Consider the following 14,185-nt stretch of genomic DNA (forward strand, 5'->3'; position numbering starts at 1 on the left):
GAGCGAACTCCTACGCCGAACCGGGATCGGAGTAGGACGTCGGCGCCGCGCTCACCTCGGTGATCCGGTACCGGTCCGCGGCCTCCTGCGCCACGTCACGGGCGATCTCGCCGTCACGGGCCAGGGCGGTGAGCACCCCGACGGCGATCGACGCCGCGTCGATGTTGAAGACCCGCCGGGCGGCGGGCCGGGTGTCGGAGAAACCGAAGCCGTCGGCGCCGAGCGTCAGGTACGTGCCCGGGACGTAGGCGCGGATCTGCTCCTGCACACCGCGCTGGTAGTCCGAGGCCGCGACGAACGGGCCGGACCGTCGACCGAGCACCTCGGTGACGTACGGGGTGCGGGCGGCGCCGCCGCGGAGCTCCTCCCGGTCGCACGCGATGCCCTCGCGGGCCAGCTCGGTCCACGAGGTGACCGAGTAGACGTCGGCCGCCACGCCCCAGTCGTCGGCGAGCAGCCGCTGGGCTTCGAGCGCATCGCCCATGGTGACCCCCGAGGCCAGGATGCCCGCCGAGAGCTTCGGCTTCTTCACCGTCGCGGGCCGATACAGGTAGATGCCCTTGAGCAGGCCCTCCAGATCGAGGTCGGCGGGCTGCGCGGGCTGATGGATCGGCTCGTTGTAGACGGTGATGTAGTAGTAGATCTTCTCCGGATCGGCCCCGTACATGCGCCGCAGGCCGTCGACGACGATGTGGGCGAGCTCGTAGGCGAAGGCCGGGTCGTAGGACACCACGCCCGGGTTGGTCGCCGCCAGCAGCGGCGAGTGGCCGTCGGCGTGCTGCAGCCCCTCGCCGGTCAGGGTGGTGCGCCCGGCCGTCGCGCCGATCACGAAGCCGTGCGCCATCTGGTCGGCGGCCGCCCACAGGCCGTCGCCGGTCCGCTGGAAACCGAACATCGAGTAGAAGATGTAGAGCGGGATCATCGGCTCGCCGTGCGTGGCGTACGACGTCCCCACGGCGGTGAAGGCCGCGGTGGAACCGGCCTCGTTGATGCCCTCGTGCAGGATGCGCCCGCCCTCGGCCTCCTTGTAGGCGAGCATCAGCTCGGCGTCCACCGAGCGGTAGTGCTGGCCGTTCGGGTTGTAGATCTTGAGCGTCGGGAACCACGAGTCCATGCCGAAGGTGCGGGCCTCGTCGGGGATGATCGGCACGATCCGCTTGCCGATCACCTTGGACCGCATCAGCTCCTTGAAGATGCGGACCAGCGCCATCGTCGTGGCCACCTGCTGTTTGCCGGAGCCGCCGGCCACGGCCTTGAGGGCGCCGCTGGTGTCGGCCTCCATCGGCTTGGGCGTCAGATGCCGGTTCGGCAGGAAACCGCCGAGCGCGCGGCGTCGTTCCAGGAGGTACCGGATCTCCGGGGAGTCGGCGCCGGGGTGGTAGTACGGCGGCAGATACGGATCGGCCTCGAGCTGTTCGTCGGTGATCGGGATCCGGTTGGTGTCGCGGAACGCCTTGAGATCGTCGAGCGTCATCTTCTTCATCTGGTGGGTCGCGTTGCGACCCTCGAAGTGCTCGCCGAGCGTGTAGCCCTTGATGGTGTGCGCCAGGATGACGGTCGGCTGGCCCTTGTGCGCCAGCGCGGCCTTGTAGGCGGCGTAGATCTTGCGGTAGTCGTGACCGCCGCGCTTGAGGCGCCAGATGTCGGCGTCGGAGTAGTCCTCGACCAGTTCCTTGCAGCGCGGGTCGCGGCCGAAGAAGTGCTCGCGGATGAAGCCGCCGTCGTTGGCGCGGTAGGTCTGGTAGTCGCCGTCGGACGTCTTGTTCATCAGGTTGACCAGTGCGCCGTCCTGGTCGGCGTGCAGCAGGGCGTCCCACTCGCGACCCCAGATCACCTTGATCACGTTCCAGCCCGCGCCGCGGAAGAACGACTCGAGCTCCTGGATGATCTTGCCGTTGCCGCGCACCGGGCCGTCCAGACGCTGCAGATTGCAGTTCACCACGAAGGTGAGGTTGTCCAGGTGGTCGTTGGCGGCCACCTGCGCCAGACCGCGCGATTCGGGCTCGTCCATCTCGCCGTCGCCCAGGAAGGCCCAGACGTGCTGGTCGGAGGTGTCGGTGATGCCGTTGTTGTGCAGATACCGGTTGATGCGCGCCTGGTAGACGGCGTTCATCGGGCCGAGGCCCATCGACACCGTGGGGAACTGCCAGAACTCTGGCATCAGGCGGGGATGCGGGTACGACGGCAGGCCGCCGCCCAGTCCGGCGTGGCTGTGCTCCTGCCGGAAGCCGTCCATCCGGTGCTCGTCGATGCGGCCCTCGAGGAAGGCGCGCGCGTAGATGCCGGGGGAGGCGTGGCCCTGGATGAAGATCTGGTCGCCGCCGCCGGGGTGGTCGAGGCCGCGGAAGAAGTGGTTGAAGCCGACCTCGTAGAGCGAGGCCGAGGAGGCGTAGGTGGAGATGTGGCCGCCGACGCCGATCCCGGGCCGCTGCGCGCGATGCACCATGATCGCGGCGTTCCACCGGATCATCGCGCGGAAACGTCGTTCCATGTCCTCGTCGCCGGGGAACTCGGGTTCGAGGTCGGTCGGAATGGTGTTGACGAAGTCGGTGGAGGTGAGCGACGGCAGCTGGACGCGTTTGTCGTCGGCGCGCTCGAGCATGCGCAGCATCAGGTACCGGGCGCGTTCGGGGCCCGCGGCCTCCAGCATCGCGTCGAAGGATTCGAGCCACTCGTCGGTCTCGCTCGGATCGGCATCGGCGAGATACGACGCGACGCCGTCCCGGATCACCTGGACGCGATTGGCCCCGGTCCGGGCGCCTGCGTTGACATCGGCCTGTTCTGTCACGTTTCCACCTGTCTGTGTGTCGTTCGTGCGCGCTCGGCGGATGGTCGAGCTGCGAGGTGTGGCACCGGCCGTTGCGGGTGGTGCGTACGGTGCCCGGGGCATCGCGGTGAAGGGACGCCGTTCCTCCATCGTGCACTATGTTTCCGCGAATGGCAGGGGTTGTGAAGAGGCGATCGGGGGCGTCTTTCCCGACCGGGCGGAGTGACTCGCGAGTAGCGTGCGGCAGGATGTAGACAGGACGGATGCACCGGCGAGGAGGGGAGGGCCATGCGGCGTATGATCACCGTCGGTCTGTTCGCCACGACGTCGTTGCTGTTGGCCTCGTGCGGCGGCGAGCGGCCCGCGCCGGGAGTCCCGTCGATCGGGGTCACCACGGTGACCACCGAATCGCGCGAGGGCATCGACGCCGCGGTCAAGGTCTGTCGCCAGGCGATCACCTCGGCCGGGGTGATGGTGCGCGACTACAACGTCTTCGTCTCCGCCTTGAACAGGGCGCACAGCTACGCCGCGTTGAACACCGAGGCGCGTTACGCGCGCGACACGCTGAACACCGGCGCCGAGGAGATCCGCAAGGCGCTGACCCCGGCCCTGCCCGAGGACGTCGAGCAGAAGGTGCAGAGCTTCCTCACCGCCACCGAGCAGCTGTCCGAGCAGATCGCCAAGCGCCGCAAACTGGCGCTGAACAAAACGGCGGACGAATGGTCAGACGAACGGACCGAATTGATCGACGCATGCGGCGAATTCATGCCGACCGGAACCACCTGAACACGCCGCTGAACGCGGAAGGCCGCTCCGGTTGAGTGTTCGACCCTTTAGGCTTAGCGTCGAAGGTCTAATACGCATATTTCGAGGGAGTTCCGGTCAGCGGGCCCGTCGATCAGATACAAGGAGGTCTCACCCGGTGGTATCCACCACGGACGAGGGCAATGTCGGCAAGCTCGGATTCACGCACGGAATGGTGATCCAGGAACTGGGCTGGGACGACGACACCGACGACGAACTCCGCGTCGCGATCGAGGACGTGATCGACGCGGAGATGCTCGACGACGACGCGGTCGAGGTGATGGACGCGGTCCTGCTGTGGTGGCGAGACGGGGACGGCGACCTGGTCGACGCGCTGGTCGACGCCATCGGGCCGTTGGCCGAGGGCGGATTCATCTGGGTGGTGTCACCCAAGACCGGCAAGTCCGGATACGTCGATCCGAGCGAGATCGCCGAGGCCGCTCCGACGGCCGGGCTGAGCCAGACCAAGGTCGTGAACCTGGGCGACTGGTCGGGCAGCCGCCTCGAGTCGCGTCCGCGCGGCAAGCGCTGATGCCGCCGCTCGACGTCGGCGCGGCGGCCCCGGAGTTCGCCCTCCGGGACCAGAACAACCAGCAGGTGTCCCTGGCGGCGCTGCGGGAGAAGGGGCCCGTCCTGGTGGTCTTCTTCCCGCTGGCGTTCACCGGCACCTGCGAGGGCGAGCTCGGATACATCCGCGATCGGCTGCCCCGCTTCGAGGGGGAGCACCTGAGCACCGTCGCGATCTCGGTCGGTCCGTCGCCGACCCACAAGGTGTGGTCGTCGGCGCAGGGATTCCTGTTCCCGATCCTCGCCGACTTCTGGCCGCACGGCGCCGTCGCCCAGTCCTACGGGGTGTTCGACGAGGCGCGCGGCATCGCCAATCGGGGCACCTTCGTCGTCGATCGGGACGGCATCGTGGCGTTCTCGGACATGGTCGGACCGGGCGAGGCGCGCACCGAGGAGACCTGGGAAGCGGCGCTCGCGACTCTGTGACGGCCGCGGGAGATAAGTCCGGTTCGCGGCACCGGTCGTGGCATGGGTTACAGTGCCCATGCCAGTCGACCTCGATCGAGGCAGGGAACCCGGTGCGATTCCGGGACTGACGCGCAGCGGTATGGGCGAGGCGCGGGATACCGACGTCACTGGATCCGTGCAGGATCCGGGAAGACGATCCCGGTGACGCCGACGACCCCGAAGTCCGAAGACCTGCTGGCCCTCCGGCCACCGCCGAGAGGTCGTACACGGACTCGCGCGATTCGGGTCCCGACCCGAAGGGTTCCTTCGATGCGCCGTCTTCCGTCGAGCCGTCCCCCGTCGCGCCGCCTGGCGTGCATCCTCCGTCCCGTCGCCGTGGGCGTCGCCGCGCTCCTGCTGGTCACCGGCTGTTCCAGCGCCGGTGACGACGACTCCGCCGAGGTGTCGGTCGACGCCTCGGGTTTCCCGCTGACGATCGAGAACTGCGGTCACACGCTGACCTTCGACCAGCCGGCGACCCGGATCTTCTCCAACAACCAGGAGATGACCGAGACCCTGCTCTCGCTGGACCTGCAGAAACAGATCGTCGCCACCGGAAGCTGGAACGAGAAGGTTCACCCGTCGCTCGCCGAGAAGAACGAGGGCATCGAGTCCCTCGAACGCGGCGGGGTGTCCAAGGAGGCCGTGCTGGCCCTGGAACCCGACCTGATCGCCGCCTCGTGGAGCCCCTACAATGAGGGCAGCCTGGGTGACCGCGCGCAGTTCGACGAGCTCGGCATCCAGACCTACATCTCGCCGACCGAGTGCGTCGGCAAGGCCGACACCGGCGACTCCGACGAGTCCGAGCGCACCGGTCTGATCGATGTGAACGTCTTCTATGAGGAGATCGAGGATCTGGCGAAGATCGCCGGACAGCCGTCACGCGGTCCCAAGCTGGTGGCGGACCTGAAGAAGCAGGTCGAGGAGGCGCGGAAGTTCGACTTCTCCGGAACCACCGCGGCGTTCTGGTACGCCGATGAGGAAGCGCCCTACCTGGCCGGATGCTGCGGCGCGTCGGGTTTCATCGCCGAGACGCTGAATCTGAAGAACACCTTCGACGACACCAGGAAGGACTGGCCGCACGTGAGCTGGGAGGCCGTCGCCGCGAAGAACCCGGACGTGCTGGTGATCCCCGACCTCGACCGCGACGGCATGAAGTCCGGCGACTCGGGGGCCGACAAGATCAAGTTCCTCGAATCGCACCCGGTCACCAAGCACATGAAGGCGGTCGAGAACAAGCGGTACGTGCTGGTGCGGGCCACCGCGTTGACCCCGTCGATCGAGATGATCACCGAACTGCAGGCGATCGCGGAGAAGATCGCCTCGTTCGGCTACGGCAAGAAGTAGCCCGTGCCGACACGAGTCCGCGACAGGGGCTGGTGGGGCGTCCTCGCCTGGACGATCGGACTGGCGGCACTGACGGTGTCGTTGGCCGTGGCGATGAGCCTGGGGCCGTCGGACGTGACGCCGTGGGAGGTGGCCCGGGTGGTCTGGGCCGAGCTGACCGGCGGCGAGTCCGGTCTGCGGCCTCTCCGCGAGGCGATCATCTGGGACGGCCGGGTGCCGCGGGCGCTGCTCGCCGCGTTCGTGGGCGCCGGACTGGCGATCTGCGGTGCGGTGCTGCAGTCGCTGCTGCGGAACCCGCTCGCCGATCCGTACATGCTCGGCATCAGTTCGGGCGCCGGACTCGGCGCGGTCTGCGTGCTGGTGCTCGGTCTCGGCGTCGGCTCGTTCGGCGTCAGCGGCGCCGCCTTCGTCGGTGGTGTGGCCGCGTTCGTGCTGGTGATGACGGTCGCGCGGTTCGCCGGCGGGGCGACGACGGTGGTGATCCTGACCGGTGTGGCCGTGACCCAGCTCGCGGCGGCGCTGACGTCGTTCGTGATCTTCGCCTTCGCCAACGTGCACCAGACCCGGGGTGCGATGTTCTGGCTGATGGGGTCGCTGGCGTCGTCGAGCTGGCCGGACGTGATGCTCGCCGCGGCGACCGTGATCCTCGGCGGCCTGGTGTGCCTCGCACTGGCGTCGTACCTGGATGCGTTCGCCTTCGGAGAGGACGCGGCGGCCTCGCTCGGCGTCGACGTGGCCCGGATGCGGATCCTGCTGCTCGGCATCACCGCGATGATCACGGCCGTCCTGGTGAGCTCGTCGGGGGCGATCGGATTCGTGGGGCTCACGCTGCCGCACGCGGCCCGCGCGCTGGTGGGCGTCAAACACCTCGTGCTGCTGCCCGTGTCGGCGATGCTCGGCGCGATCTTCCTGGTGTGGGCCGACACCGCCTCGCGCACGCTGTTCGGCAAGGAGGAACTGCCGGTGGGCGTGATGACCGCGATGATCGGTGTGCCGTTCTTCCTGGTGATCCTGTTGCGCAGGCATCGTCGTCACGCGGAGGGGGCGTCGGCGACATGAGACTGGAAGCGGACCGGATCAGCTGGTCGGTGGGCTCGACGCTGATCGTCGACGGCGTGTCCCTGACGGCCGAACCCGGCCAGGTGGTCGGGCTGCTCGGCCCCAACGGGTCGGGGAAGTCGTCGCTGCTGCGGGTGATCGCCGGGCTGCGACCGGCGGACGACGGCGACGTGCGGATGGGCGAGGATGAGGTGCGTTCCCTGGCGCGCCGCACCGTGGCCCGGCGGATGGCCTTCGTCGAGCAGTCCGTCGTCACCGACCAGGACTTCACGGTGGCCGACGTGGTGGACCTGGGACGCATCCCGCACCGGAGGCCGTGGTCGCCGGCGTCGGCGCGGGACGCGGAGACGGTGCGCTGGGCGGCCGAGGCCACCGGCGTCGTCGACCATCTGGACCGGCAGTACGCGACGCTGTCCGGCGGGGAGCGCCAGCGCGTGCAGTTGGCGCGGGCGCTGGCGCAGGAACCGTCGATCCTGCTGCTCGACGAGCCGACGAACCACCTCGACATCGCGCACCAGCTGGAGATCCTGCGGCTGGTGCGGGAGTCGAACACCACGGTGGTGGTGGCCCTGCACGACCTCAACCTGGCCGCCGCGTACTGCGATCGGGTGGTGGTGCTGAACCGCGGGCGCGCGGTGGCGGCCGGACCGCCCGCCGAGGTGCTCACCGAAGCGCTGATCAGCGAGGTCTACGGGGTCCGGGCCCGCGTGGTGCACGACGACGAGGGCAGCTACATCCGCTATCTGGCGCACTGACCCCGGAGGGCTACCGCTGCTGGTCGGCGGGCGGTTCGACGGCCTCGACCGAGCGCAGCACGCAGCCCCTCGGCTTCAGGTCGTTCGCCGGATGGAAGGTGGCCATCGCCGTCGACAACAGTCGTGCCCGCTGGACGTTGCCCGCCGAGGTGAAGTGGACGCCGTCGTCGAACCAGGACTGGTGGGTCTCCCCGGCGAGGTCGTAGACGCGCAGATTCGGGTAGCGCTTGCACGCGCGGATCAGTGCGCGGTTGAAACGCTGCATGGCCCGGTTGTTGTACGCGGGGTTCTGGTTGAGGCGGTTGGTGATGATCGTCGGCCACACCACCGGCTGATCCTTCAGCTCGTCCAGGATCAGATCGATCCGCATGTCGATCGGGCCGACACCGCCGACCTCGATGTTCGCGGTGTCGTTGATGCCCATGTTGACCATCCAGCAGCCCTCCCAGCCGCGCGCGCGGTCGGCCCGGATCGACTCCACCACGTTCGGCTCGTCGTCGATACGCTCGATGGACGAGCGGCCGCCGACGATGTCGGTGTGGACGGTCCGGGCACCCACCCGCCGGTACTGGGCGGCGATCCGGACGGCCGGATTCGGCTGCATCCCGGGGTTGTTCATGCCGAGCGACGTCGAATCGCCCACGTGGATCACGGTGTCGCAGCTGGTGCGACGCTCCTGTGCGGGCAGGGTGGGGCCGACCGGCCCGGTGTGCCCGGCGGCCATGGGATCCTCGATCTCCCCCTCCTCGTGCCCGAAGGAGAGGGCCTGGACCACCGACATCTCGGGGCGGAGGAAGGTGGTCCCGACCATGAGCACCACCGCCAGGGCCACGACGCCGAGTGCGGCGCGGACGAGCCCGGTCGACGGCCGGCGCTCGGCCTCGGAGGCCTCGGCGGAGCGTCGGCGGGCGGCCGTGGCGGCGGACGGGCGGGCGGCGCCTCGGGTGCCGGGGCTCGCGGTCGTCGGAAGCTCGGCCGTCTCCGGTCCCGAGCTCTTCCGTTCTGCGGCCTTCTGTTCCGCGGTCTTCCGTGCTCGAGCCTTCGGGACGGCCTCCATCGGTGCGGTGGTCGCGTGGGTGGTGTCGCTGTGGTGTGCGAACGGCCGGGTCGGGGCGGCAGAGGGGAGGGCGGGGATGACGTCGGTGGGGGTGTCGCCCGCGCGGTGGGGCGCGGGAACCGGGGTGACGGCCGGGAACACGGCGGTGTCGTCGCTCGGTGCCGGTGCGTCTTCGTCTTGGACGTCGGCTGTCGGGGGCTCGGCGGCTGGGGGCTCGGGGGTCGGAGCGTGGACCAGCAGCGCCGGGGATCGGGTCTCCGTCGTGGCCGATGCGGTGTCGGCGTCCTCGGCGTCGCCGTCTTCGTCGTCGGTGTCTTTGTCGTCGCGGTCTTCGGTGTCGCCGTCTTCGGTGTCGGGGGCGGGCTTCGACTCGGTCTCGCCTAGCGGCTCGACCGGCTCAGCCGGCGTGGGGGAGTCGGTCGCCGCAGGAGAATCCGCTGCAGAGGAATCCGGAGCAGGGGAGTTCGGTGCAGGGGGATTCGATGCGGTGGAGTCGTCCGATGCGGGGGTCGCGGGCGCCTGGTCCGCTGCGGGGGCATCCTCGGTGACGGTGGAGACGGCGTCGTCACCTGCGACGGCGGGAGACTCGTCGTCGGCATTCGTCTCGGCGTCGTCGGAGGACGACCGTCCGAGCACGCCGGTCAGGTCGACCGGATACTCCACGATCGGGCGATCTCGGCCCGAGGGCTTCTCGTCGGGGGATTCGTCGTCAGGGGATTCGTCGTCGTGGGGGCGTGAGGCCGGGGTTCCGGAGTCCGTCGCGGCGGTCGCCGCGCCGGTGCCGGTCTGGGTGGTCGCCGTCATGGCGATCGGGGATCCGGGGTTCCGGAGCTCGGGATTCTGGATTTCGGGGTTCTGAAGCTCGGGGCTTCGGGGTCCGGGGTTCCGGGATGCGGTGGTCGGGGATCCGATGCTCTCGGCGACCGGGGCGGTGGCGGGTGGAGCGGTGGCGGGCGAGGCGTGCTCGTCCTCGCCGCGGGTGCGTCCGGTGATCGCCGCGACGAAACCGCGGCGGCGGATCGGGTCCTCCACGTGCTTCCACGAGAGGTTGGCGAGCACCAGGGTGATCGTCGTCGTGAGGACGCCGCCGAGCCACGGCGACTCGGTGCGGACCGCCAGCGGCACGAACGCGATCACGGGCATGTGCCAGAGGTAGATCCCGTACGACCGCTCGCCGATCCAGCGCAGCGGCTGCAGGCTCAGCAGCCCGGAGAGCAGGGTGTCGGGGACCACCGCGGCGGCCAGGACCGCCATGGTCGCCAGCGTGAGGGCCGGTAGGCCCCATGAGTAGAGGCTCGCGGCGTTGTCGGCGGTCTTCACCACCATCAGCACGATCACACCGAGACCGGTCAGGCCGATCACGTCGGTCAGGGTCCGCTTGTGCTGGCTCAGCTGCTTCTTGCGGGCCGGCCACCAGAACGCCATCGCGGCACCCAGGAGCAGGCCGCCGGCGCGGGTGTCGGTGCCCTCGTAGGCGCGGGTGTTGTCGAACGCGGCGGCGGAGAGGTCGTAGAGGAGCCAGAACGAGCCGAGTGCGAGGCCGACGGTGATGAGCGTCATCCCGACGCGGTGCTTGATCACCAGGTACATCAGGGCCAGCAGCAGCGGCCAGACCAGGTAGAACTGCTCCTCGATGGACAGCGACCACATGTGGCTCAGCGGGCTCGGACCCTCGAAGCGGTCGAAGTACGAGCTGTTGGAGAGGATCGTGTACCAGTTGTTCGCATAGAGGAGCGCGCTCAACGCCTCCCACAGGTAGTGCATGAACTGCTTCGGCACGGCGATCGCGCCCGTGATGAGGGTCGCCGTCAGCACCAGCACCACGGCGGGCATGAGGCGCCGGAAGCGCCGCACCCAGAACGTCTTGAGCCCCAGCCCGCCGGTCTTCTCCCGGGTGAAGATCAGCAGCGAGGTGATCAGGAAGCCGGAGAGCGTGAAGAACATGCCGACGCCGAGGAGACCGCCGCTGAAACCGGGCACGTCGAGGTGGTACAGCACGACGAAGATCACCGCGAGTGCGCGGAGTCCGTCGAGGGCGGGCAGGTACGACGTTTCCTGATGCGTGGGGCGTGGCATACCGCCTGAGTCCTCCTCGGGTCACGACGATCGGGCTGGTGCGGCACGAGGCCCGGGGAGGCGTCCCGTTCCCGGGTGCCCCGTCCAGGCGCGCAGTGCCGCAACGATCAATCGTACGGCGGAGTAACCGATCCCCCTGTCATCAGATCGGACGATCCGGTCGTGAAGCGTGTCACCGCGCGGAACGGGTGCGGAGAGCCTGTCTCACGAGTCCCTCACGGACTTCGGAGACGCCGGGGCGGTGCTCCAGACGAGTGATCACCGGTGGCCGGAGATCACTCGTCGAGGGGCGGAGCTCCCACCGGAGAGATCGATGGTCGGCCGTTGCGAAATAGCGGCCCACAAGGGAATGGCTCCCTCGTGGGCCGCTATTTCGCAACGGCCGACACGGGGCGATGCCGCTGACGAAGGGATCCGGACCCGGCCCCGCCGATCACGTCCGTCGGACGACTGCCGGCCACCGGGCATCACATGCTTCAGCGCGGGAACGCGGTGGCCAGACCGGTGGCGAACAGGCGATTGCGCTGGGCGAGCCCGATGGTGTTGTAGTGGATCCCGTCGGTGAACCAGCCGGGCTGCACCTCCGCGGCGAAGTCGTAGACGTGCAGGTTCGGATAGCGGGCGGCGGCGCGGCGCAGGGCGTCGTTGAACGTCTTCATGTTCGCCTCGGAGTAGCCGGTGACGGTGGCGTCGTGCGTGGCGACGGTCGGCCAGAGCACCTTGCGGCCGGGGAGTTCGGCCATCACCCGGTCGATGCGCTGGTCGGCGTTCACGGTGCTGCCGACGCCGATGTTGGCGGCGTCGTTGACGCCCATGGCGATCACCCAGCAGCCGTCCTTGCCCGCGGCCTTCTCCGACTCGATGGCCTCGACGGCGTTCGGGCGACCCTCGTGCTTCTCGACGATCGAGCGCGCGCCGTCGGCGTTGAGCGTGACGGTCTGGACGCCGATGCGCTCGTACTGGGCGCTGAGCCGGTCGGCGGGGTCGTTGAACCGGCTCGCATCGTCGATCCCCACCGAGGTGGAGTCGCCGATGTGGACGACCGAGGTGCACGAGGTCCGGCGTTCTCCGGTGTCCGGCGACGACGGCGCCTCGGGCGGCTGGTAGCCGGGGATGAGCAGCGTGAAGATGTTGGGGAGCTGCCCGACCAGGGCGGCGATCTCGGGCGGGAGGTCGAGTTCCCGGATCACCTGGCCCGCGACGGTGATCAGTTCGGTGGCGGGGTCGGCCTGGGCGGACGAGGCGGTGTACGACGCAGCGGATCCGGCGACGGTGAGCGCGACCAGAGCGGCCGCGAGTCGGCGCTTCGGGGCGCGACGCGAACGGACGGGAACGGCTGGTTTCGTCTCAGTAGTCACAATAGTTATATTGCACCTCACCTGCCCCATCGGTTCAAGGTGAGGCGGGCATCGGATCGGTCACAGCCGGGTTTGGCGGGGAACGTCTGCGGTCGCATGGTCCGTGGTGGACCATCGGGCGGCGGGCAGCACACGACGGCCGGATCGGGTTCGATCCGGCCTGCGTCGTCGTGGCGGCCCGGTCAGACCGGTCAGATCATGTAGTGCAGGCTCGTGACGATCTTCTCGCCGAGTTCCCGGTCGCCGCTGATCCGGACTCGCTCCGGGTCCGCGGCCGGTCGGCCGCCGATGAGGCGGACGTAGTCGATCAGATCCACCGTCAGGGTGGTGTCGGCGGGTCCGGACAGCGCGGGGACCACGGCGGCCCGATCCTCCACGGCGAGGTGGACGGTGCGGGGTGCCAGACCGGTGAACTCGACGGTCACCGCGCTCCCCGGGGCCGCACCGGCCCGCTTGCCGACGACGAACGGCAGCGAGGCCACCATCTCCTTGCGCGCCGACGTGGCGGGCATCGGGTCGTCGGGCGCCCCGAGACCGAGGGAGTCGCGGATGTCGATCTCGTGGACCCAGCAGTCGAAGATCCGGATCCGCATGAATCGCCCGTAGCTGTCGGGGCCCGCCGGGGTGAACCCCTCGGCATCCCATTCGCGTTCGGTCATGCCTTCGAGCGCGGTGAGTCGGTCCTGCGTCACCGTGCGGAAATCGGTCATCAGCTCGTCACGCGAGCGGGCGCGGTAGTGGTCGAGCCAGCGCTCGTTCAACTCGCCGATGGGGTTCTTGACGTGGTCGAGCGCGGCGACGTCGCGGATCGCCTCGACCTGCTCGCCGCGCAGGGAGCGTTCGGTGCCGACGATGTGCGCGACGATGTCGCCGACCGTCCACCCCGGCAGGGTCGAGGCGGCCGACCACTGGGCGTCGTCGAGCCCGGAGACCAGGGCGTCGAGCGTCGACCACTCCTCGCGGAGGGCGTCGACGACGGGATCTTTGGGAACGCGGGTGACCATGGTGACCTCCTGTGCGGGCTGGTGATTCAACGCTAACCCCGACGGAGCGATGACACGGGGAGTTCTTCACAGGGGCGCTCCCGCTGGGGAGACGCCGCTATCGTCGCGGTATGACTCTGATCGACGACCTCCCGGTCGGATGGATGTCGTTCGCGATCCCGGGTGCTCCGGCGATGTCGGACGAGTACGCGACCTACGTGATGTATCCCGGTGATCGGCGCCCCGAGGTGCCCGCACTCGCCCGTGATTGGCGCTGGCTGCGTGACGGTCCGGTGTTCGAGGAGTCGACGATGGTGGTCGGCGACGTCGAGCCGACGACCGAACTGAGCATCGAGGCGCTCACCGCGCTGGTGCCGGACGGGCTGCCCGCGGATCTGGTGTCGTTCGCCGCCGAACCCGTGCTGCGCAGCCGACTCGGCAGCGGGACGTCGTGCTACTTCGACCTGGGGGATCGGCTCGAGGAGGTGCCCGGCGGTCGGCTGCTGCATCTGATCTCCGACCAGCAGTGGTGTCTGCACTGGTCGGTGTTCCTCGGCGACGACGGCACCTCGGCGGTGGTCGCCGGCGACTATCCGGCCGGTTTCGAACTCGACGACGAGGACCGCGAGGTCTACGGAGACCTGCCCGTCGTCCGGGTGCGGTGCGCGGACGACGTCACCGAGTTCTTCTGGCGCTGGTGGAACGACAACCTCGTCGCCCGGGCGCACTGGCACGACGAGCCGCTGACGGCGCGGCAGCGCGAATACGTGGCGGGATACGGCCGACCGGTGGCGCTGGAGGACTGATCTCGACCGACCCGGAGTGCAGGCGGGGCAGGACGACGATTCGAGGAGACCGCGTGTCGTGCGGAGTCGCCTCGACACGCGGGCTCGTTGCGCTCGTGTGCGGCTCACGGCTCGGAAGGCTTGTTCCCTTGGCGCACGGCACCGGCAGAGAGGCGGTGT

Annotated in this window: 11 protein-coding genes and 1 riboswitch; of the genes, 7 read left to right on the forward strand and 4 right to left on the reverse strand. The window is 69.2% G+C overall.

Annotated features, from left to right (window positions below; genetic code table 11):
* Positions 1-10 precede the first annotated feature (10 nt).
* Positions 11-2,788 carry a pyruvate dehydrogenase (acetyl-transferring), homodimeric type gene (aceE, locus tag QM809_RS11000; RefSeq protein ID WP_415045823.1) on the reverse strand — a complete coding sequence of 926 codons (2,778 nt, stop codon included), beginning with the start codon at positions 2,786-2,788 and terminating at the stop codon, positions 11-13.
* 267 nt (positions 2,789-3,055) lie between these two features.
* Between aceE and QM809_RS11005 the strand changes: the two genes are divergently transcribed.
* The 6 genes from QM809_RS11005 to QM809_RS11030 all read left to right on the forward strand — a co-directional run bounded on the left by QM809_RS11005 (position 3,056) and on the right by QM809_RS11030 (position 7,746).
* A complete protein-coding gene (locus QM809_RS11005; protein ID WP_415045824.1) occupies positions 3,056-3,553 on the forward strand; it encodes a hypothetical protein in 498 nt (165 codons plus the stop codon).
* 136 nt (positions 3,554-3,689) lie between these two features.
* Complete coding sequence (locus QM809_RS11010; RefSeq protein ID WP_415045826.1) at positions 3,690-4,103, forward strand: DUF3052 domain-containing protein; 414 nt, start codon at positions 3,690-3,692, stop codon at positions 4,101-4,103.
* The gene (locus QM809_RS11015) at positions 4,103-4,564 is read left to right on the forward strand and encodes a redoxin domain-containing protein (RefSeq protein ID WP_415045828.1); all 462 of its coding nucleotides are present in this window, start codon (positions 4,103-4,105) and stop codon (positions 4,562-4,564) included. Before QM809_RS11010 ends, QM809_RS11015 begins: the two co-directional genes overlap by 1 nt.
* 45 nt (positions 4,565-4,609) lie before the next feature.
* Positions 4,610-4,800: riboswitch (cobalamin riboswitch) on the forward strand.
* A gap of 55 nt (positions 4,801-4,855) precedes the next feature.
* Positions 4,856-5,932 carry an ABC transporter substrate-binding protein gene (locus QM809_RS11020; protein WP_415045829.1) on the forward strand — a complete coding sequence of 359 codons (1,077 nt, stop codon included), beginning with the start codon at positions 4,856-4,858 and terminating at the stop codon, positions 5,930-5,932.
* 3 nt (positions 5,933-5,935) lie between these two features.
* On the forward strand, positions 5,936-6,991 hold the full coding sequence (locus tag QM809_RS11025) for a FecCD family ABC transporter permease (RefSeq protein ID WP_415045830.1): 1,056 nt from the start codon (positions 5,936-5,938) through the stop codon (positions 6,989-6,991).
* The gene (locus QM809_RS11030; protein ID WP_415045832.1) at positions 6,988-7,746 is read left to right on the forward strand and encodes an ABC transporter ATP-binding protein; all 759 of its coding nucleotides are present in this window, start codon (positions 6,988-6,990) and stop codon (positions 7,744-7,746) included. Before QM809_RS11025 ends, QM809_RS11030 begins: the two co-directional genes overlap by 4 nt.
* A gap of 10 nt (positions 7,747-7,756) precedes the next feature.
* On the opposite strand, the gene QM809_RS11035 is transcribed toward QM809_RS11030, so the two are convergent.
* The 3 genes from QM809_RS11035 to QM809_RS11045 all read right to left on the reverse strand — a co-directional run bounded on the left by QM809_RS11035 (position 7,757) and on the right by QM809_RS11045 (position 13,241).
* Entirely contained in the window at positions 7,757-10,879 is a 3,123-nt protein-coding gene (locus QM809_RS11035; protein WP_415045834.1) for an acyltransferase family protein, read from the reverse strand.
* A 476-nt stretch (positions 10,880-11,355) separates the two neighbouring features.
* Positions 11,356-12,237, reverse strand: a complete 882-nt coding sequence (locus tag QM809_RS11040; protein ID WP_415045835.1) for an SGNH/GDSL hydrolase family protein — start codon at positions 12,235-12,237, stop codon at positions 11,356-11,358.
* Positions 12,238-12,428: 191 nt separating this feature from the next.
* A complete protein-coding gene (locus QM809_RS11045) occupies positions 12,429-13,241 on the reverse strand; it encodes a maleylpyruvate isomerase family mycothiol-dependent enzyme (protein ID WP_415045836.1) in 813 nt (270 codons plus the stop codon).
* Between the two features lie 110 nt (positions 13,242-13,351).
* Between QM809_RS11045 and QM809_RS11050 the strand changes: the two genes are divergently transcribed.
* Entirely contained in the window at positions 13,352-14,026 is a 675-nt protein-coding gene (locus tag QM809_RS11050) for a hypothetical protein (protein WP_415045838.1), read from the forward strand.
* Positions 14,027-14,185 lie beyond the last annotated feature (159 nt).

The organism is Gordonia sp. (in: high G+C Gram-positive bacteria), from assembly GCF_047600385.1.
GTDB lineage: Bacteria > Actinomycetota > Actinomycetes > Mycobacteriales > Mycobacteriaceae > Gordonia.